This window comes from Larkinella bovis (assembly GCF_042655385.1).
Taxonomy (GTDB): domain Bacteria; phylum Bacteroidota; class Bacteroidia; order Cytophagales; family Spirosomataceae; genus Larkinella; species Larkinella bovis.
Map to the genome: position 1 here is coordinate 1152684 of NZ_JBHSMA010000001.1, position 18485 is coordinate 1171168.

Sequence of the window (18485 nt, forward strand, 5' to 3'; positions counted from 1 at the left end):
ACATGCTTTCGGTGGTATTTTCCTGGCTCCTTTGCTTATCGTCGGCAAGTGTCTATCCAGCCAGCTCCATTGCGGCATCGGACACCATTACCGTCCACGGATTATGCTGGGATGTTACCACCGGAAGGAATTTAAAAGCCACTATTTCGGCGCTGGTTGATGGTCGAAAAATTAAGGTCGGGCAAAGTGACGCAGATGGACTATTCAAGCTCTGGATTGCCGATTCAACGCAAATACTATCCTTTGAGGTTGATGGATATCCCGTTACCTCCTTACCGATCAATAAGACTGGGGCAATGGATACGAGTGCCCGGTTCTGGTTTGACCTGCCCATGATTTCGAAAGATTCGCAACAAGTCATCAAGGCTTACCAGGCAGCTCGTCGGCCATCAGACTCCCCTGCCAGATCGGATAGAAGGAATCGAAATAGGTATTTTCAAGTACAGAATGCCCAAACGCTCAAAAGAATACCGGCAACCATCTGCTTCACGTATGCCTCATCAGGCCGCACCCAATGTGTAGCGATTGATTCAACAAAAGTCCCATCATTCATTCAACTGGACGCCCGTCAGAAGATTACGTTCGACGTTCGGGCCGAAGGTTATCAGACATACCATGGAGAAATCCCCGCTAATCTACCGGATACGGCTGATACATTTTACCAAATCAAATTATTGATGCTCAACAATATACTGTCCGTATCTTTCGCCTTACCGCCTAACCTGGTACTGAGTGAATATGAATTTCGAGGGACAACCAATAAAACAAAGCTGTATTGGGGCCCGAAAAAAATTCCTACCCACTTTAGGGAGAACAGCTTTAAACCGGGTGAGGTCTACCGATTTGTAGCGAAATCGACGGAGGGTAATGTCGTGGCCGATGAAACCTTCCGGATGAATCCCGGTCTTACGTTAAAAGCATTTCATCGAATCCTGCCGAAATCAGCCGAAATGGCCCCGAACGGCTCTGAAACGCCAGCTTTCTTCGACAGTACGGTTTTGTACTTCGATCAAAGCGACTATTCGTTACGGAAAGAAGCCCGGGATAAACTCGATTCCATTTCGTGGCAACTCATCAAACTCCGGCATGTAAAGGCCCAACTGACGGGCCATACCGACAATGTGGGCCAACGGAATCTAAACAGGCTGTTGTCAGAATACCGGACACGGGTGGTATCAACCTATCTACACCGGAAAGGTGTTCCAGCCAACCAGCTTTCGTCCTCCTGGAACGGCCCTGATTCTCCGGTCGCTCCCAATGATACAGAAGTTAACAAAGCTAAAAACCGGCGGGTGGTGATCCAGTTTTTTACCAAATAGTAGCTTCTATCACCCTTCCCATTTCAGGCACCCAAAAACCATAAAGCAGAAAACCGTACCTTTGCGGTATGGCACACGTAGGAACCGACGTTCATAAAGCAAAAGAATTTCTGGAACAGGGTGAGGTGATTGGTTTGCCAACCGAAACCGTCTATGGTCTGGCTGGGAATGCCTTGAATCCGGAGGCCGTTTTGAAAATTTTCCGGGTAAAAAACCGCCCGTCGTTCGATCCGCTCATTGTTCATACCGACTCGATCGCGAAAGCGGAAACTTTTGTTAAGCACATTCCGGAGAAAGCCCGGCAGTTAGGCGAACGGTTCTGGCCCGGCCCGCTGACCATTTTGTTACCCAAAAAAACGATCATTCCCGACCTGGTTTCGTCGGGGCTGGAAACCGTCGCCATCCGGATTCCAAATCATCCGCTGGCGTTGCAACTGCTGTCGGTGCTGGATTTCCCGCTGGCTGCTCCGAGTGCCAATCCGTTCGGTTATATCAGCCCTACCACCGCCCGGCACGTTGCCGACCAGCTGGGCCATCAGATTCCGTACGTACTGGATGGCGGTTCGGCGCAGGTGGGCATCGAATCGACCATCATCGGTTTTACGGACGGGGGGCCGATTGTGTACCGGCTGGGTGGTATGGCGCTCGAAAAACTGGAAGCCGTGGTGGGCAAGGTGGCCGTGCGGAGTCATTCAACCTCGAATCCGAAGGCACCGGGAATGCTGAGCAGTCATTATGCCCCCCGAAAACCGCTGTTGCTGAAGAAACCGGCGGAAATCCTGGCAACGTATAAACCGGAGCGAATTGGCGTCCTTTCGTTTGAAGAACTAACCCATTTAATTCCCGCTGAAAACCAGCAGATTCTATCGGTAACCGGCGACATTTCCGAAGCTGCCAAAAACCTGTTTGCGGCCCTGCGGGCGCTCGATACCCTCGATATCGATGTAATCATCACCGAGCTGGTGCCAGAAACGGGACTGGGCCGGGCCATCAACGACCGTTTGCGCCGGGCAGCGTTCAAATGATCGAAAGGAAAAAACAGAAGGAAGCACGAAAGTGCAGTCACTTCCGTACTTCCTCCCCTCCTAGTTTTGCACGGACTTCCCTTTTTTACCACTTTTTGGGGCCTGGGGAGCCGCTGGTGCATCGGGCGGTGCCGGGGCAGCGGGAGCCACAACGGGCGGTGTGGGGGGCGTCGGCGCAGCAGGCATAACCGCCGGGGGTGGTGTGGGCGCTGTCGGTGCAGCAGGCATATCTTCCGGGCGCTCATAGCGCTTCCCGTTATACCAGTACCCCCCTTTCGCACCAGCCGGTTTTCCAGCCCTGGCGGGCCCGATCGGGGCTTTGGGCGCAACGGCCGGTACCGGATCGGGAAGCGTATCCAACCGGCCCAGTATGGCCTGGAGCCGCATCATTTCGGTGGCATGGAAACTTGATTTTTCGGCAATTTGGGCCATTTTGGCTACAAAAATTTCCATCGAATCATTCAGCAGTTTCTGTTGGCCTTCCTCCAATGCCTGCCGGTTAGCCTGGATTTTCGCCATATTATCGTGGTGAAGGGCCTCCATTTTCTTCCTGATCTGCACTTCGTCCTGCTTCATTTTGGCGAGCAACCGACTTTCGGCCTGGCTCAGTTTTCCGTTTAACCGGTTCTTTTTCAATTCCAGGTCAAGCGATTTTTCCAGATTCTGTTCCAGCTCCTTCTGAACTCCCTCCAGCTTCCGGTCCAGCAGCTCCATTTCGCTGTCAAACAACGCCAGCGATTGACTTTCCCTTTCCATCTGTCGGTCAACTTGTTCCATCGGCTTATGCCATTGCTCTATCTCCTCATTCAACCGTTCGAGCTCCCGCTCGTGCTCGTTCAACGTGTTTTCCAGCGTTGCCCGTTTCACCGGATCGATGGTATCGCGGACGACTGCTTCCAACCCGGGCTTACCCGCTTCCTTGCCTTCCGGCCCGGCCGGGCCTGCCTTCCCGGCAGTACTAGAAACCGAATCGCCTTCCCGACGGCCCGGATGGACGGGTTGATATAGGTGTTGGGCAGTTACCAGTCCGGTCAGCAACAACAGACATCCGGCCACGACCAGTCCGTTCGGCGTTACGGACGATTGGGGTTCACTGACGCCAATAACCCGCTTGACCCGTTGCAAAAGCGACTGTTTCCGGGCACCAAATGCCATGGCCAACTCGGGAGCAGGCCAGGCGGTTTGCCGGCGTCCTTCGATGTGAACCAGTGCTTGCGCCAGGCTTGTTCGCTCTCCGCAGACCCGAATGGCCCTATCATCGCAGCAATGTTCACGTTCCTGCCGAATCCGGGCGGACAACCACCAGATGGCCGGGTGAAAAAACAGAACGATCTCAACGACCGACTGAATCAGATTCACCAGATAATCATACCGGCGGATGTGCGCCAGTTCATGCACCAGCACGGCTTCCACCTGTTTCGGAGACAATCCTGTCAGTAACCCGATGGGCAGCAGGATCACCGGTTTCAGCCAGCCGATCGTCATGGGTACGGAAATGTCGGCCGATTCGACCAGCCGAACCGCCTGCACCATGCCAAGCCGGCAGGCCAGCTGGTGCGTATAGGCTTGCCAGGCTTCGGGAGCCGAACGAACATTGCGGAGCGTCAACCGCTGCACCAGCAGCCAGCCCCCCGCCAGTCGGATCAGCAGCAGGGCCGAACCAAGTTGCCAGATCATGACCAGCAACGACAAATGCTGGTGGAGCCATTCCGTCAGGCTACCGGACCAGCCGTGACCGGAAGCATCCCTGGTAATCAACACAGGTTGCGCCATGGTGGATGGTTGCTCACTTCCGAAGGAAACCGACGGGATCACCGGTTCATAACAGATCCACACGGTTCCCAGAAAAACCAGCACTTGCAAAGCCAGGGCACCGATTCCAAGGCCGTACCGCACGTCGGACGACATCCTGGCGGTCCAGCGCAGGGCCAGCGCGGCCAGGGCAGTAAGTAAGACTCCCTGCCAGAGAGTATGCACAAGTGCCCAGCCCAAAGCGGTTGTCAGGGGTTCAGAAAACAGTTGAAAGGTGTTCATCAGATTAATGGTTGCTGTTCGGATTCATTTCATCAATAAGCCGTTGCAAGTCGGCCAGTTCCTGCGGAGTGGCCTTGCTGTTCCCCAACGCCTGCATGACCAGTTTCATGGCTGAACCCCGGAAGGCCGTATCCACAAACCGGTCGAGCAGATGTTGTTGCGTTTCTTTCTCATCGACCCGGGCCTGGTACACGTGGTAGCGCCCTTCCTCCGTGCGGCTGAGCAGCCCCTTGTCGTGCATGATTTGCATGAGTTTCAGCGTGGTCGTATAGCCAACGTCCTTCGTCTGGCTCAGGTGTTCATTCACCTGGCGCACCGTACTGGGGCCCTTCGCCCACAAGACCTGCAAAATTTCGAGTTCCGATTCGGTTGGTTTCATTGGTAGTGCGTTTACGCGTTGGATGCCGTTCAGGCGCTTTTCAATCACTTACGAAAAATTTCGTAACAAAGATATACGAATCGTTTCGTAGAAGTCAAGGATTTGATACGAAAAGTTTCGTAATAAAAGTTAAAAGCTGATTTTCGCGCTTTTCCGGATAGCATTTCGGCTTCTTCAATTATTCAACTATATTTACCGTTATACCCCTGAATTCTGCGTTCAAGCGCATCCTGATATGACCCGAGCTCTTTTCACCAGTTTTTGCCTTCTGTTGTCTGGTATAGGGCTGGCCCAACCGGTTTGCCTGACACCGGCTGAACATAAAGCCCTAAGCCGGAAACTGGATCAGGAGTACATTCCGGTGCGGTCGGTTCTTGATCCCGGTTTCCAAAACCGCCCGCCCGGCTACCGGGAAGAAAATGAAATGACTCCGGGTGAAAAGAAGTTTTTTGAGCTGAACGCGCAGTTTGGGACGGATCTCAATCAAATGCTCCGCAAGGCCAATCTGCTGCAGGATACGACCTGCTTGCTGATGGTAAGTCTGTACGCCCGCCCGGACGGGTCGGTCCAGCGGGTGTTTTTCGAATTCGGCCGCAATTTCATGCAAAAAAATGACAGCCTGGCCGTCATGCGGTTAACCGAAAAGCTGCGTCCGGTTTTGTGTGCGTGGTTTTCCACGTATCATTTTCCGGTAACGGGTGATAAACCGTACCGGTTTTCGACTTCCCTGCCCATTGGCAAACTCCCTTCCCGGCGGAAGCTTCGGAAAGGCCCGGGCATTCTGGTCACGCTGGAAGACGCCGAAAAAACCACTCGGCCTGATACCGTGAAAAACCTGGTTTTCAATACCCTGGAGCTAACGGAAGTGCCGGAGGTCATTTACCGGTTTCCCAACCTGGAAATTCTGGATTTGAGTGCGAACGCGCTCACGGCCATTCCCGAAAAAGTGTTTACGATCCCGACCCTGAAACAGTTGAACGTATCGTTTAACCCCCTGGGCAACGAGGGGCTGCACGTCGCGCGCAACCGGCATTTGAAACTGCTGAATCTTCAGTCGACCAAAATCACGGACCTTCCGAAAGGGGTTTCGAAAAACCGGCGACTGGAAAGCCTTTGGCTGGGCCTCAACAATTTTTCGGACGGACTCAGCACCCGCCCGCTGCGTCGGTTGCGTCGCCTGAAAGACCTGAATCTCTACCGCGCCAGGCTGAATACCCTTCCGGTCGGTATTCGTCGTCTGAAACGGCTGGAAATACTGGATCTGTATTACAATAACCTGACCGAATTGCCCGAGCCACTTTGCCGCCTGCCCCGCTTGCAGCAACTGGCCGTTTCGAATAACAAACTGAATACCCTGCCGAAAAATCTGGGCCGCCTGCGGAAACTTCAGGTGTTATATACCCATCATAACCTGCTGACAAGTTTACCCGCCAGTCTATCAAAATTGTACTATCTGCGGATTCTGGATATCAGTCATAACGGTTTTTTTGCCGTCCCCGACCCTATTCTGACTCTTCCGTACCTGGAAGAACTGGAACTGAGCCATAACCGCCTGACCGACTTGCCCGCCACGCTGACGCACCTCAAGACCCTCAAAAAACTGTACGTTCGGGGCAATCCGGTCAGCGAATCCAAAACCGTCTCCTCGGTTCTGATCAACCAACTGGAAGAAAACAAAACGGAGGTATTTTATTGACGGAGGAAGACCGGTACCGCTTCCTCTCCTGCTTCAATCATTGACGCCTTCGCTGTCTGCCTGCAACAGCTCATCTTTGATTTGCTTGATTCGTTCGTTGAAGTTCAGGTTGTGAAAATCAATATCTTTCATGCTGATGGCTTCGAGAAAGGCCATCACGTCCGGCCCGTGCGTGCTCCGTTTTCCGGTCAGCACACTGACGTATTTTGACGTCATCCACAAGACATTTTTCAGCTGTTTGCCCGAATCGTCGGTCATAAAATACTCCGTCACCATCGTGTCCTCGTTGTAGTAAATAATCCGGGAAACAATCCGAACCCATTCACTAACCATGGCGGGCCGGATGTAGGCAATCTGGTGCTGATAAACGACCCAACTCGTCTTGTATTCGCGAAACAACTGAAGCGGGCTGAAGTTATATTGCGTGGCAACCTGATCTTCGCGCGCATTGAAGTAGTAATCCAGGTATTTGGCATTGTTAAGGTGCTGAAGGGGGTCGCAGTCCTGAAAACGAACAATCGTGCGCGATTCCGTTTCGTGTGGATAGGTTTTTGCCGGATCAAGTTTTATCATATGGTTCGTATTTTTACGTTTAATACCGTAGGCTATTTGTGAGTTCCATCAACATCGTAAAAACTAATGAAATCGTTTCCACTGCTCATTGTCTTTTTGTTCATTGCCAGCACACTACCTGCTTTTACTCCTGCCACAAATCCCGACGCCGTGCTGGGCACCTGGCTGAACGGAACCAAACGCGGTCACATCCAAATCTACAAAAAGGGAGATCAGTATTTCGGAAAACTGGTCTGGCTGAAAGAACCCAATGACCCGGTTACCGGAAAACCGCGCACTGATGTTAAGAATAGCCAGAGCAGTCTCCGCACAAGGCCCCTGGTCGGGCTGGATGTCATGCAGGGCTTTATCTACGATGGGGGCAAAGTCTGGGCCGACGGCAATATTTACAACCCCGAAGACGGCAAGGAATACAGCTGCAAACTGACGCTGAAAGACCCGAATACCCTCGATGTGCGGGGCTATATTGGCATTTCGCTTATCGGTAAATCACAGATCTGGACCCGCATCAATTGACGAGGTTTTTCAGCAAATGGGCGTTTCGTCCGGCTTCGTTTTCAAACAATTTGGGAGGTAGTGGGTTTTAGTAGTGCGATTCTTCGCAATAGACTAAGTATTCACACTAAACGATTTTCAGTCATGAATGAGACAACCCTGAAAGGTAACTGGAACGAATTGAAAGGTAAAATCAAACAAGCCTACGGCGACCTGACCGACGATGATCTAACGTACGCCGAAGGCCAGGAAGATGAAATGTGGGGACGCATCCAGCAAAAAACCGGCAAGACCAAAGATGAAATCAATAAGGCCATTGCCGATTTGTAAATTATACGTCAATTGATCGAACGCTCAGTAGTACCGCCCGAAGCTTTGCGCTTCGGGCGGTTTTTTTATGCCCCCCGGTTTTAAGGACGCATGAAGCCTTTTTCAGACAACGACAGTCGTATTTTCAGCCTCGCATCGGGCGGTTTTCAGTTTGACAACATTTTTCTTCAACACGATCCGCTCCACTCCGCCCAGAAAAACTTCTTTACTAAACTCCCCGAACTATTTGTCTGGCAAAGTAACGCGCTGACACTCCGCCAGTTGATCAAATACATTTCCCAGCCCTGGTAATTTTGGCAAACTATTTTGCCCGGAAGCTAAATTGGGCTGTTACTTTTTCCAGCCTGTTTCATCTAAATGAAACAGGAAGCCCGTCATCAACGCGATCTTCTGTTCAGCAACTCAACTTATGTGTCTAAACTCATCCCTGTGAATGTGTAATCACCAAAGTCCTGATCCTATTTCCCTTTTTAGCCAACTGTTGCCGGAATGGGGTCAAGCTGCTGACCAACTTTATCAGAATTATCATTTCATCCACCAGGTCATAAGCCAGGCCAATCGCCGAGTCGTTTCCGACGCGGCTCTGCAGGAACTCCTTCAGCTGCGAACCACCTTGGTTCGCACCATTGTTGAGTTAATCCAGAATTTACCCCCGGCCTCGCATCGCATCTCCAACGAAAATGGGGAATCGATCAACCGTTTTAATGCCCATACCGATACCTTGAAAATCATCAATCGGCAAACCGAAGAAACCCTGGCGACCTTGTTCCAAATGTATCCAACGCTGAAAGCCTGGGTCGAATCCGTCGATTTTGATTAAGGGGTCTACCGTTTTTCTCTGTCCATTTACCTCTGGAATCTCACCATGAACGACACGATTTACGTCAAAGAACTGATCCGGCGGTTAGCCGCCACAAACGATCCTTCCCTTTTCGACACGCTGTTTACCATGTACATTTACCGGTACCGGCAGGTATTCGAAAACACGCTCACCTTCACCCTGATCGAAAAAGTCCCGCCCACGCTTTCGGGCCCTGTTCATCCCAACTGACAAACCGTCTTCCGGGAACCGCAATCTATCTATTATTAAAATTCATCACGACCATTAAAAAAATTTAAGGCTCACCGCTGGAAATATTTCTATTTCTTTGCTGTTGAAAGAGGAAACAGAGAAGCGTAAGCGTGATGAATCCGGTCATTAGTAAAAAAGTGCAGTCGCCCCGTTTGACGCTCTGGCTAGCGTTGACGTCAGTGTATATTTTGTGGGGGTCTACGTACCTCTTTATTCATTTTATGACCGAAAAGATGCCGCCCCTTTACATGGCCTCTTTACGACTTAGTACCGCCGGCCTGATTTTGTACCTGTACGCCCGCTTTACGGGGACGCCCATACCCCGCCGGAAGCAATGGGCCTCGGCGGGTCTTATCGGAATACTCCTGCTCACCATTGCCAATGGATCGATGTCCGTTGCGCTCCAGTATGTTCCTACCAGCATTGCGGCTTTGCTGGCCGCGACGGTTCCCCTGTTTATCATCCTGTTCAACTGGGTCAGCTTTGGGCGGATCCGTCCTTCTAAACTGGCCCTGACAGGGCTGGCCATCGGACTGGTCGGGGTTTCGCTCCTCATGCAACCAACGGGAACGGTTTTTCCGGCGAAGGGTAATGTCTGGGTGGGGATCACACTCATCATGGTGGCAAACGTTTCCTGGGCAATCGGCACCCTGCTTTCCGGCAAATTATCGCTGCCTTCCCAGTTGATTTCCAGTGCCATCCAGATGCTGGTAGGCGGTTTGGTGCTACTGCTGTTCAGCATGGTCACGGAAAACGTCACCCTGACCAGCATTGGCGAAGCGCCCGTTAAAGCCCTCGGTGCGCTGGCCTATCTCATTGTTTTTGGCTCAATTATCGGTTTTTCGTCCTTCGCTTGGCTGGCCCGCAACGCTCCTCCGCAACTGGTGTCCACCTACGCGTATGTGAACCCCGTCGTTGCGATGCTCCTGGGCTGGGCCTTTGCGGATGAAGCCCTGACGGTTTCCTCCATTCTGGCCGCCCTCGTCATTCTATCGGGAGTCGTCCTGATTTCGCTGGGCAAGAAATAATCCGACTAATTTTCGCCGACCGGCGGAGGGCTCACGGAGGTCCAGCCACCATCCACCACCAGGCTTTGGCCCGTAATATGGCGGGACTGGGGCGCCACCAGAAACAGGGCTGCGTTGGCGATATCATCGACCGTAGCCGGGCGGCCCATGGGCGTAATCCGCGACCAGATGGGCACATACGTCGGATCATCCAGCGTCCGTTCGGTCTGCGTTGCCCCCGGGGCCACCGCGTTGATGTTGATTCCGTAGGGTGAAAGTTCCAGCACGAGGTTCCGGGCCAACATCTCGAGCGCGGCTTTGGTCATGCTATAGGCGGCCAACCCGGGATGGGCCTGATGCCCCACGACCGACGACATCAGCAGGATGCTGCCGCCCTGGTTTTGGGCTTTCATCTGGCGGGCTGCGAGCTGGGTCAGAAAAAAGCTCCCCCGGAGATTCAAATCAACCACCTTCTGAAAAGCCGCTGGCTGGTACTCCAGAAAGTCCCCGAAAATGGTAATACCCGCGTTTGCAACCACGATGGAGAGGTTGCCGAATGCAGCGACGGCCGTATCGACCATCTGCTGAATAAACGACACGTCCGACGCATCGCCCGGGTAAGCCAGACAGCGCCCACCCTCCTGCTGAATGGCAGCAGCAGCTTGCTGGGCAACGGTTGGATCGAGATCATTCAGTAAAACAGAAGCGCCCTGGCGGGCCAGATCACGGGCAATGGCAAAACCGATACCAATGCCTGCGCCAGTAACAATTGCGGTCTGGGTTTGAAAATTCATGACAAGATTGCTGGGGCAAAAGGTCGATGCAAAGATGGCCCAAAATTCATACAAATGACAACGGATTGGCCAAATCCGGAACGATTTCGGTGATTCAAGGGCCAGGAGGGCGAAAAGCCGAATCGAACAGCAGGAGTAAGCGATGGTCAGGAATCACACTGGAAAGACTTTCCGTTTACGCCCCTTGCGATCCTTGCACCTCCCGGTCTTATTCAACCGCCCACGAGTTTCCATTCAGGATTGAAGCATCCTCTAAAAAGAGTACCTTCGTAGAAAAATTTGAACTTTCGGGAGCCTCCGGCGGCTTTTGTGCATGATTCAACCCTTTTACCGACGAATTGCGACTTTTTTTTCCCGCTGGGAGCTTGCGTATCATTTGCTGATGATGCCGGTTTTATTCCCGATCGGGAATTATTACTTCATTGGGGAACCCTACTTTCGCGACTGGGCGCTGTTTGCACTTGGCACATCGGTTATTTTTTTCCTGTACTGGTTCTCGGTCATCACCCTCACCCTAGCCGTTCGCTGGGTTATCCGCCGGTTTCCGGATGCCGAACAGGCCACCGTGCGAACGCTGGTGATGCTGACCGTGGTCGGATTATTTACCGTTGGGCTGGCGTTTTTAGACGTGTTTACGTATAGTATTTTCCCGGCAACCGGCGTCGAATTCAGCCTGGGCGCGGTCCGCCCCATTCTGACGCTCGGGCTTATTTTCGACCTCTGCTTCTGCGTGGCGCTCAACGTTTTTTATACGTATAATCAGTGGCATATCGATCAAAAGGAAAACGAACAGCTTCGGCAGGCCGCGTTCCAGCACCAGCTCGATACGCTCAAGATGAAGATCAATCCGCATTTTCTGTTCAATAGCCTGACTTCGCTGTCGTCCCTGATCGGTGAAGACCAGAAACGGGCCGAGACGTTTGTCGATCAGCTTTCCAAGGTTTATCGGTATTTGCTGCAAGCCAATACCCGCGAGGTTGTAAGCCTGCAAACCGAACTGGAATTTATCGCCAATTACGCCGATCTGCTGCAAACCCGCTATGGTACTAACCTCCGGATCGTTCAGGCAGCCGATGCGGTTTTTCTGGACTGCCGGTTGCCCCCCCTGACCATTCAAACCTTACTTGACAATGCCCTTAAACACAATTCGATGAGTGCCTCCCGACCCTTGACGATTGAGATTCAGACCACCCCGGAAGGCCGGCTTGTGGTTCGGAATACCCTCCAGCGCAAGCAGGTCAGAATGGATCTTTCACAGTCAAGACTTGCCAATCTACTCGATAAATACCGGCAACTGAAGCAGGATGAAGTTCACGTTCTTGAAACCGAAACCCATTTTGAGGTTTCCCTGCCGCTTTTCCGGGTGAGCTAAACGGCCGGTTGGGTGCAGAACGTCACCCCGTCGCAAAAGTAGCTCGTTTCAACATCAGCTTTTGGCACTTCAGCAAGAGTTTGTTGCAATTTAAACCCGAAGTCCGTGTACTTTCACTTCCTGTCCGGTAGATTCAGGAGATACAAACCGTTCATGAAATCGTTTTTACTAACCTTATATTACCGTTTACCCCGGCTTCGGAAACAGAGTCAGTGGCATTTTCTGCTGCTATTTCCGTGGTTCATTCCGCTCATTTCCTACTGGATAGTCGAGGACCGGTATCTTGCGGATCCCGGCACCTTCTTTTCGGTTACCTTCCTGAACCTAGCCATCGCCAGCGTCTGTCTGCTCACGCTCGACCAGTTGACCCAACTGGTTGTGCGTCGGTATCCAAACCTCGGCCAAACCTGGCAACGGGTCTGGCGGTTATTGCTGGTCTTTGTGCTGGTCACCCCCTTTTTTATTCTCGGCGGCATCCTGCTCTATGACACCTTCCATTTGTTTGGCTATCAGCACAATCCGGAGTCGACCGGTCAGGTTTTGCTGCTTAATCTGGCGGCCAATCTGGTGTCGGTCGGAATCGATGAGAGCGTTTATTCGTTAAACCGCTGGCGCGAAAACACCCTTGAAAAAGAGCAATTAAAAAAAGTCAGCCTGCAAAGCCAGTACGAAAGTTTGAAAAGCCAGGTGAATCCCCACTTTTTGTTTAACAGCCTCAATTCTCTCTCCTCGCTGATTGCCGACGAACCCGATCGGGCCGAACTGTTCGTCGATGAAATGTCGAAAGTCTACCGGTATTTGCTCCAGACCAACGAAGGCGAACTCACCACCCTGGGCACAGAAATGGCCTTTATTCAATCGTACTTCCATTTACTCAAAACCCGATACGGCACCGGCATTCAACTGGATGTGAAAATTGATGAGCCTTTTCCCGCTTACCTTCTCCCGCCCTTAACGTTACAGATCCTGGTTGAAAATGCCGTCAAACACAATGTTATCCATGCCAGTAAACCGCTCCTTATCGAGATAAAAACAACGCAGGTGGGCCGCCTGGTCGTCCGGAACAATTTGCAGCAAAAAAACAACCGCATGGCATCCAATCAGGTTGGCCTCACCAACATTGTAGCCAAATATCGCCTGCTTGCCCAGACCGATCCGATTGTTACCTCCGACCGTACTTATTTTACCGTTGCACTTCCCCTCCTACCGCCCACCCCTTCGTGAAATCAGTTTTCTTGCCGGATTTGTCGGCGTATTGAACCGGTTTGGTGACTTTCAGGCTGGTCCTTCGTCTAATGAGAACCCTGCACCTAAACAGCCGTTCGTCATGCTTTACACCGTCCTTTTCTTGCTTGCCCTACCAACCATCACGATTTTCATGATCCTGGACAGTTATCAGTGCCACCGGAAAACGGTGAAAAATCAATTGATAAACGCGCTGTCCGAAGTTTGTATTCAACTCAAAGCCGACCCCATCCTAATAGCGACCGTAAGCCAGAGGGGCCATCGTCTGGACGACGAAGAGGTATTGCGGCAAGTGCAGGCCTACCTGGAACTTTGCTCCTTGCCGGCACGGAATCCCACTACCGGCGAATACGGGGTTTGGCCCCGCAAAAGCACCCAATGGCTGCCTCTCAATTGAAGACCTATGCCGGTTGCGTTGTAGTCAAGTGATTTGCCCTTAGCCATAAAAACTGGACAGTGAACAGGTAGTCAATTCGGGCCATTTTGATGCCTTAAACTATCCGAAATCGCTATAAAAAAGACCCTCGGCCACGGCCCGCAGGTTCACCGAACGGTACCATACTAAGGGAACGCTAGACGTTTCCCGATCAGGAAAACCGGCTGATACTCCGTGTATTGGCCCGATTGGGCAGTCACCATTGAACCATTTCAGGCTTAGGCAGGTATTTCAGCCCAACGTAGGACAAATAATTCCCCCCTCGAACCAACTGTTTCAACCGGAAAATAAGCACCCTCAGCCTTCTTTTGCTGGCAAATTGACGGGACAGCAACTTGTTTTGGACTGTTAACCATTCCAACGAGATTCGTATGTTTCGCATTTTGTTTTCCGCAACCATCCTGTTTATGCTTTCGGCCGGTTTGCGTGCCCAAAGCGTCCTTTCCGACGAACAAAAAACGCAGCTAAAAGCCCGACAGGAAGCCAACTGGGCTGCTCTTCATCTCAGCCAGGAGCAAAAACCCAAGGTCGAGGCTATCGACCAGACCTACTGGGCGGGTCTGGCCGAACTGAAATCGTCGAACAGTTCCCGGCTCAGCCGGTACCGTACCTACAAAGACTTAAAAGACCGCCACGACCGGCAGTTGAAAGAGGTGCTAACCCGGGAGCAATACACGATTTACCAGCAACAGCAGGAAGAACGCGCGCAGACGTTGAAAAACCGACGTTCCTCCCGGCCTTGAGCACCCACCACTGGGGCCGTAACCTTCTTCAATTCACTTCTTTCACTTATTTCTTCGACTTTTATTCAATGATCCATATCATAAAATGGGGCCTCTTCGTTGCGTTATGCGGGATGGGGGCCTGCCAGGAGCCTAACGAACCGTCCGGAGAACACACGTATCGCTTTACCGAAACCCTGTCGGTCAATGGCCGGAATCGATCCTTTGTGCTGAATCTACCACCAGACTACTATGAAAAAAGCGCTTCCTACCCGCTGGTCATCGGATTGCACGGGTTTGGCGGTAGTGCTTCCCAATTTGAAGAGGATTACCAGTTCACGCAGAAAGCCAATCAAGCCTCCTTTCTGGTCGTGTATCCGGAAGGGGTAGCGAGTGGCGGCCCCTTGGGGTTACGTTCCTGGAACGCCGGCGGTTGCTGCGGGTACGCACAGGAAACGCAGGTCGATGATGTTCAATTCATCCGCAGCCTAATTGACCGATTGATTGCTAATTACCGGATTGATCCTAAACGCGTGTTCGTTACCGGAATGTCAAACGGCGGGATGATGGCGTACCGGTTAGCGTGCGAATTGTCGGACAAAGTAGCGGCCATTGCCGCCGTAAGCAGCACCATGATTGTTGCCAAACCGTGTCAGCCCGGTCGGGCGGTTCCTATTCTGCATATACATTCGTTGCCGGATTCTAAGGTGCCTTACCGGGGAGGGACAGGGCTGGGCGGTTATTATTTTCCGCCGGTCGATTCGGTTTTAAACGTATGGGCGTCCCTCAACGGCTGCCAGCAAGCGCCCACGACGGTGGACCGAACCGGGTATACCTTGCAGGAGTGGAGTGGTTGTGTTCCTAAAACCGCCGTTCAGGCTTATCTTACCAGCGATGGCGGACACGCCTGGCCGGGCGGGCTGCTGGCTCGTCAACAGGCCGACGTCCCCTCGAAGGCGATTAAAGCAACGGATATCATCTGGGATTTTTTCAGCCGTTATCAGTTACCCTGAGTGAACAAACAGGTTCTTCCGGAGGCTGGCATGCGTGCCGATCCGGTCGATTTATTTCGTTAAGTTATGCAGGCTGCATACCGTTATTCGATTCCTTCCCGAGGCTGGTTAATCCTGCTTAGTTCGCTGGCAGTGACCATTCTGTTTGCCCTGCCCCGGCTGGCGGTGCTTTATTTTTCCGGCCGGGGAACACCCGCTGATTTTCCCTGGCTGGAATTTGGCATCCGGTCGCTCTACTCATTTCTGATCGCCGTTCTGTTTCTGCTGGTCAATTTGAGTGCCGTCTGGTCCGATTCATCCTGGTTACCCAAAGGCATCAACCGACATCTGGTGCTGGGGTTATTGAACATAGGCTTACTGGCTGGGCTGGACTTTATACTGATTCAGCTACACCTTTACTGGTTTGAACCGCCCTTCAACGAGCGTCTCTTCCGCTTCCTTTTCCGGATTTCCATGGTACTGGAAGTCCTTCTGGTGGTGTTGACTGCGGCTATTTTTCGACTGATCTTCGGTAATCAGCAGGTTCGGATTGCCAACGAGCAGCTTCTGAAAGCCAATGCGGAAACGCAGTACGAACTGTTGAAAAATCAATTAAACCCGCATTTTTTGTTTAATTCGCTGAATACCGTTAACGCGCTGATCCGGCACGATCCGGTGGCCGCGGCTGAATTCGTCAGCAATCTTTCGGATGTGTTCCGGTATACGCTGACCAGCCGCACGGTAGACCTGGTTACGCTGGAAGAGGAGATGCGGTTTATGGAAGCCTACCTGGCCATGCTGACTGGCCGTTACGGCGAGAAAGTCCGTTTTCAGGTCGAGGTAAGTTCAGCTTTTCATCGCAGTCGGCTACCACCCATGGCCCTGCAGGTGCTGGTGGAGAACGCCATCAAGCACAACGTTGCCTCTGCCCGGCAGCCGCTTTGGGTGGCGATTACGACCAACGCCAACCACACCTTGACGGTAAGCAATGGCCTTCAGGTCAAAAAAGACCCGGAACTAGCTACCGGGTTGGGACTGGCTAATCTGAACCAGCGGTGTCTGTACCTGTCGGGTCGGGAAATCCATATTCAGAAAACCGCCGAAACCTTTTCGGTGACCATTCCTTTACTGCCCTAACTGATGAACGTGTTAATTATTGAAGATGAAGCGCACGCAGCCGCCCAACTCATGACAATGCTGCAAAGCTTGCCCTACTCCTTTGAGTTTGTGGGTGTGATTGATAATACGGAAGAAGCGGTTGATTTTTTGGTCAGCAAACCCGCCTTAGATCTCATCTTTCTGGACATCTATCTGGCCGATGGCATCTCTTTCAATATTTTCAAACAGGTGCAGACCGACGTTCCTGTCATCTTTACGACCGCTTACGATCAATATGCCATTCAGGCTTTCGAAGTTAACAGTATTGACTACCTGCTCAAACCCATTCGGTTGGAACAATTGCAGCACGCTCTCGAAAAGTATGCCCGCCTAACCGATCGGCAGCAAATGGCTCCGAACAGCCAGTTACTGGCCGATTTACGCCAGCTCATTCAGGGTGAAAAAAGCTACAAACGCACCTTTCTGCTCCCGTATAAAGACCGCCTGATTCCGGTAACGGCCGACGAATTTGCCTGGTTTGACGTCAATAGTGAAGTGGTGCGGGGTATGAAATTTGACCGGGTGCCGCTGATAATGGAAGAAAAAAGCCTGGACGAACTGAGTAAGGTCTTACATCCGGCTCAATTTTTCCGGGCCAACCGGCAGTTCTTAATTAACCGGGAAGCCGTTCGGGAGATTCGATACTATTTCAATGGCCGTTTATACCTGCACGTTGAACCGGCTCCTTTGGAAAAAATACTGATCAGCAAGAGCAAAGTCAATCAGTTTAAGGCCTGGATGAATTCACTGTAGTCACGCCCACTGGCAGTGATTCGGCCTACTTCAACCGGCCACAAAACAAGGTTCCCAAAAAGATTCACGCCGTAACAGCAGCCGGGCTCTTCCTTTTAGCACCTGTCAGATACTCACGTAGCCAGCTTTTTTTAAAGGAAATGCCTCCATAACAAACGCCCCTGACGGTTTTGAAACCATCAGGGGCATATCGGAAACTTTTTGTAACCTAAAAGAGCTAAGCGAGTTTTTCCCTGAAGAGGGAAATCGTCCGCTCCCAGGCCAGTTTGGCAGCGGCCTCGTTGTACCGTGGGCCGGCGGTATCGTTATGGAACGCGTGCTGCGTCCCTTCGTACACATACAGTTGGTACGGCACGTTGGCTTTTTTCAACGCTTCCTCGTAGGCCGGAATACCCGCATTGATCCGTTCATCCAACCCGCCATAGTGCAGTTGCACCGTTGCCTTGATTTTGGGCACATCGGCCGCATCGGGCTGGCGACCGTAAAACGGCACGGCCGCTTTGAGATCCGGGTAATGCACCGCCAGTTGATTGGCCATGGCCCCACCCCAGCAAAAACCGACGCAGCCCAGCTTGCCGTTGCTGTCGGGGCGGTTTTTCAGGTAATCAAGTCCTTTCAGGAAATTCTGCCGGGTTTTGTCGGCATCCAGTTTGCCGAACAATTCCCGCATCTGGGTTTCGTCCGTCGGGGTTCCACCGGCTGCGGACAGGGCATCAGGAGCCATCGCCAGAAAACCGGCCAGGGCCAGCCGGCGTGTTACGTCCTCAATGTGCGGATTCAGCCCCCGGTTTTCGTGAATAACCACCACCGAACCGTACTTTCCGTTCGCTTTCGGGCGCGCCAGATAGCCTTTCATGGTGGTATCGCTCCCCGGGTACGTAACGCGTTCGGTCAGAATCCGGTCGTCCTGCCCCGAAACGGTTTGCGCGTGTGCGTAATTGACTTCCAGGGTTGACAAGACGGTCAGGGCCGCCGTCATGCCGCCGGTGAGTTTGGCCAGCCGTTGCAGAAAATCCTCCCGCTTCAGCGGTTTGTGAGTGTACTCGTCGAAAAGGTTGATGATGCGCTGATCCATGAGTCAAA

At 52.3% G+C, this 18485-nt stretch carries 21 protein-coding genes; 16 read left to right on the forward strand and 5 right to left on the reverse strand.

The window, feature by feature from the left end; all coding sequences use genetic code 11:
- The first annotated feature begins 2 nt into the window (after positions 1 to 2).
- Together ACFPMF_RS04805 and ACFPMF_RS04810 are read left to right on the forward strand one after the other, a co-directional pair.
- Positions 3 to 1319: an OmpA family protein gene (locus ACFPMF_RS04805; RefSeq protein ID WP_379841666.1), complete on the forward strand. Its 1317-nt coding sequence runs from the start codon at positions 3 to 5 to the stop codon at positions 1317 to 1319.
- Positions 1320 to 1387: 68 nt separating this feature from the next.
- A complete protein-coding gene (locus tag ACFPMF_RS04810; protein WP_379841668.1) occupies positions 1388 to 2344 on the forward strand; it encodes an L-threonylcarbamoyladenylate synthase in 957 nt (318 codons plus the stop codon).
- 60 nt (positions 2345 to 2404) lie between these two features.
- Here ACFPMF_RS04810 and ACFPMF_RS04815 read toward each other — a convergent pair whose 3' ends face one another.
- Together ACFPMF_RS04815 and ACFPMF_RS04820 are read right to left on the reverse strand one after the other, a co-directional pair.
- Positions 2405 to 4378, reverse strand: coding sequence for a M56 family metallopeptidase (locus tag ACFPMF_RS04815; protein ID WP_379841670.1), 1974 nt, complete (start codon positions 4376 to 4378; stop codon positions 2405 to 2407).
- Positions 4379 to 4382: 4 nt separating this feature from the next.
- Complete coding sequence (locus ACFPMF_RS04820; protein ID WP_379841672.1) at positions 4383 to 4757, reverse strand: BlaI/MecI/CopY family transcriptional regulator; 375 nt, start codon at positions 4755 to 4757, stop codon at positions 4383 to 4385.
- A 235-nt stretch (positions 4758 to 4992) separates the two neighbouring features.
- Between ACFPMF_RS04820 and ACFPMF_RS04825 the strand changes: the two genes are divergently transcribed.
- Positions 4993 to 6453, forward strand: a complete 1461-nt coding sequence (locus ACFPMF_RS04825; RefSeq protein ID WP_379841674.1) for a leucine-rich repeat domain-containing protein — start codon at positions 4993 to 4995, stop codon at positions 6451 to 6453.
- A 33-nt stretch (positions 6454 to 6486) separates the two neighbouring features.
- Here ACFPMF_RS04825 and ACFPMF_RS04830 read toward each other — a convergent pair whose 3' ends face one another.
- Entirely contained in the window at positions 6487 to 7026 is a 540-nt protein-coding gene (locus ACFPMF_RS04830) for an acyl-CoA thioesterase (RefSeq protein WP_379841676.1), read from the reverse strand.
- Between the two features lie 66 nt (positions 7027 to 7092).
- Between ACFPMF_RS04830 and ACFPMF_RS04835 the strand changes: the two genes are divergently transcribed.
- From ACFPMF_RS04835 to ACFPMF_RS04860, 6 genes are all read left to right on the forward strand, one after another.
- Positions 7093 to 7542 carry a DUF2147 domain-containing protein gene (locus ACFPMF_RS04835; RefSeq protein WP_379841678.1) on the forward strand — a complete coding sequence of 150 codons (450 nt, stop codon included), beginning with the start codon at positions 7093 to 7095 and terminating at the stop codon, positions 7540 to 7542.
- 123 nt (positions 7543 to 7665) lie between these two features.
- Positions 7666 to 7851, forward strand: a complete 186-nt coding sequence (locus ACFPMF_RS04840) for a CsbD family protein (protein ID WP_379841680.1) — start codon at positions 7666 to 7668, stop codon at positions 7849 to 7851.
- A gap of 90 nt (positions 7852 to 7941) precedes the next feature.
- Positions 7942 to 8142: a hypothetical protein gene (locus ACFPMF_RS04845; RefSeq protein ID WP_379841682.1), complete on the forward strand. Its 201-nt coding sequence runs from the start codon at positions 7942 to 7944 to the stop codon at positions 8140 to 8142.
- A gap of 142 nt (positions 8143 to 8284) precedes the next feature.
- Positions 8285 to 8671, forward strand: a complete 387-nt coding sequence (locus tag ACFPMF_RS04850) for a hypothetical protein (protein WP_379841684.1) — start codon at positions 8285 to 8287, stop codon at positions 8669 to 8671.
- A 45-nt stretch (positions 8672 to 8716) separates the two neighbouring features.
- A complete protein-coding gene (locus tag ACFPMF_RS04855) occupies positions 8717 to 8902 on the forward strand; it encodes a hypothetical protein (RefSeq protein WP_379841686.1) in 186 nt (61 codons plus the stop codon).
- 134 nt (positions 8903 to 9036) lie between these two features.
- Complete coding sequence (locus ACFPMF_RS04860) at positions 9037 to 9951, forward strand: EamA family transporter (RefSeq protein WP_379841688.1); 915 nt, start codon at positions 9037 to 9039, stop codon at positions 9949 to 9951.
- Between the two features lie 5 nt (positions 9952 to 9956).
- Here the strand turns inward: ACFPMF_RS04860 and ACFPMF_RS04865 are convergent, their stop codons facing one another.
- A complete protein-coding gene (locus tag ACFPMF_RS04865; RefSeq protein WP_379841690.1) occupies positions 9957 to 10724 on the reverse strand; it encodes an SDR family NAD(P)-dependent oxidoreductase in 768 nt (255 codons plus the stop codon).
- 313 nt (positions 10725 to 11037) lie between these two features.
- On the opposite strand from ACFPMF_RS04865, the gene ACFPMF_RS04870 reads away from it, so the two are divergent.
- The 7 genes from ACFPMF_RS04870 to ACFPMF_RS04900 all read left to right on the forward strand — a co-directional run bounded on the left by ACFPMF_RS04870 (position 11038) and on the right by ACFPMF_RS04900 (position 17402).
- Positions 11038 to 12096, forward strand: coding sequence for a sensor histidine kinase (locus ACFPMF_RS04870; protein WP_379841692.1), 1059 nt, complete (start codon positions 11038 to 11040; stop codon positions 12094 to 12096).
- 153 nt (positions 12097 to 12249) lie between these two features.
- On the forward strand, positions 12250 to 13320 hold the full coding sequence (locus ACFPMF_RS04875; RefSeq protein ID WP_379841694.1) for a sensor histidine kinase: 1071 nt from the start codon (positions 12250 to 12252) through the stop codon (positions 13318 to 13320).
- Positions 13286 to 13738, forward strand: a complete 453-nt coding sequence (locus tag ACFPMF_RS04880) for a hypothetical protein (RefSeq protein WP_379841696.1) — start codon at positions 13286 to 13288, stop codon at positions 13736 to 13738. The genes ACFPMF_RS04875 and ACFPMF_RS04880 overlap by 35 nt, the downstream gene beginning before the upstream one ends.
- Positions 13739 to 14148: 410 nt before the next feature.
- Complete coding sequence (locus tag ACFPMF_RS04885; RefSeq protein WP_379841698.1) at positions 14149 to 14520, forward strand: hypothetical protein; 372 nt, start codon at positions 14149 to 14151, stop codon at positions 14518 to 14520.
- Between the two features lie 68 nt (positions 14521 to 14588).
- Positions 14589 to 15512 carry an extracellular catalytic domain type 1 short-chain-length polyhydroxyalkanoate depolymerase gene (locus ACFPMF_RS04890; RefSeq protein ID WP_379841700.1) on the forward strand — a complete coding sequence of 308 codons (924 nt, stop codon included), beginning with the start codon at positions 14589 to 14591 and terminating at the stop codon, positions 15510 to 15512.
- A 66-nt stretch (positions 15513 to 15578) separates the two neighbouring features.
- On the forward strand, positions 15579 to 16628 hold the full coding sequence (locus ACFPMF_RS04895) for a sensor histidine kinase (protein ID WP_379841702.1): 1050 nt from the start codon (positions 15579 to 15581) through the stop codon (positions 16626 to 16628).
- Between the two features lie 3 nt (positions 16629 to 16631).
- On the forward strand, positions 16632 to 17402 hold the full coding sequence (locus ACFPMF_RS04900) for a LytR/AlgR family response regulator transcription factor (protein ID WP_379841704.1): 771 nt from the start codon (positions 16632 to 16634) through the stop codon (positions 17400 to 17402).
- A gap of 217 nt (positions 17403 to 17619) precedes the next feature.
- Here the strand turns inward: ACFPMF_RS04900 and ACFPMF_RS04905 are convergent, their stop codons facing one another.
- A complete protein-coding gene (locus ACFPMF_RS04905) occupies positions 17620 to 18477 on the reverse strand; it encodes a dienelactone hydrolase family protein (protein WP_379841706.1) in 858 nt (285 codons plus the stop codon).
- Positions 18478 to 18485: the final 8 nt, after the last annotated feature.

Excerpts from the sequence above, each read along its gene's own strand:
- ACFPMF_RS04805 (WP_379841666.1), top strand. The coding sequence starts at position 3 with ATGCTTTCGGTGGTATTTTCCTGGCTCCTTTGCTTATCGTCGGCAAGT.
- ACFPMF_RS04810 (WP_379841668.1), top strand. The coding sequence starts at position 1,388 with ATGGCACACGTAGGAACCGACGTTCATAAAGCAAAAGAATTTCTGGAA.
- ACFPMF_RS04815 (WP_379841670.1), bottom strand. The coding sequence starts at position 4,378 with ATGAACACCTTTCAACTGTTTTCTGAACCCCTGACAACCGCTTTGGGC.
- ACFPMF_RS04820 (WP_379841672.1), bottom strand. The coding sequence starts at position 4,757 with ATGAAACCAACCGAATCGGAACTCGAAATTTTGCAGGTCTTGTGGGCG.
- ACFPMF_RS04825 (WP_379841674.1), top strand. The coding sequence starts at position 4,993 with ATGACCCGAGCTCTTTTCACCAGTTTTTGCCTTCTGTTGTCTGGTATA.
- ACFPMF_RS04830 (WP_379841676.1), bottom strand. The coding sequence starts at position 7,026 with ATGATAAAACTTGATCCGGCAAAAACCTATCCACACGAAACGGAATCG.
- ACFPMF_RS04835 (WP_379841678.1), top strand. The coding sequence starts at position 7,093 with ATGAAATCGTTTCCACTGCTCATTGTCTTTTTGTTCATTGCCAGCACA.
- ACFPMF_RS04840 (WP_379841680.1), top strand. The coding sequence starts at position 7,666 with ATGAATGAGACAACCCTGAAAGGTAACTGGAACGAATTGAAAGGTAAA.
- ACFPMF_RS04845 (WP_379841682.1), top strand. The coding sequence starts at position 7,942 with ATGAAGCCTTTTTCAGACAACGACAGTCGTATTTTCAGCCTCGCATCG.
- ACFPMF_RS04850 (WP_379841684.1), top strand. The coding sequence starts at position 8,285 with ATGTGTAATCACCAAAGTCCTGATCCTATTTCCCTTTTTAGCCAACTG.
- ACFPMF_RS04855 (WP_379841686.1), top strand. The coding sequence starts at position 8,717 with ATGAACGACACGATTTACGTCAAAGAACTGATCCGGCGGTTAGCCGCC.
- ACFPMF_RS04860 (WP_379841688.1), top strand. The coding sequence starts at position 9,037 with ATGAATCCGGTCATTAGTAAAAAAGTGCAGTCGCCCCGTTTGACGCTC.
- ACFPMF_RS04865 (WP_379841690.1), bottom strand. The coding sequence starts at position 10,724 with ATGAATTTTCAAACCCAGACCGCAATTGTTACTGGCGCAGGCATTGGT.
- ACFPMF_RS04870 (WP_379841692.1), top strand. The coding sequence starts at position 11,038 with ATGATTCAACCCTTTTACCGACGAATTGCGACTTTTTTTTCCCGCTGG.
- ACFPMF_RS04875 (WP_379841694.1), top strand. The coding sequence starts at position 12,250 with ATGAAATCGTTTTTACTAACCTTATATTACCGTTTACCCCGGCTTCGG.
- ACFPMF_RS04885 (WP_379841698.1), top strand. The coding sequence starts at position 14,149 with ATGTTTCGCATTTTGTTTTCCGCAACCATCCTGTTTATGCTTTCGGCC.
- ACFPMF_RS04890 (WP_379841700.1), top strand. The coding sequence starts at position 14,589 with ATGATCCATATCATAAAATGGGGCCTCTTCGTTGCGTTATGCGGGATG.
- ACFPMF_RS04895 (WP_379841702.1), top strand. The coding sequence starts at position 15,579 with ATGCAGGCTGCATACCGTTATTCGATTCCTTCCCGAGGCTGGTTAATC.
- ACFPMF_RS04900 (WP_379841704.1), top strand. The coding sequence starts at position 16,632 with ATGAACGTGTTAATTATTGAAGATGAAGCGCACGCAGCCGCCCAACTC.
- ACFPMF_RS04905 (WP_379841706.1), bottom strand. The coding sequence starts at position 18,477 with ATGGATCAGCGCATCATCAACCTTTTCGACGAGTACACTCACAAACCG.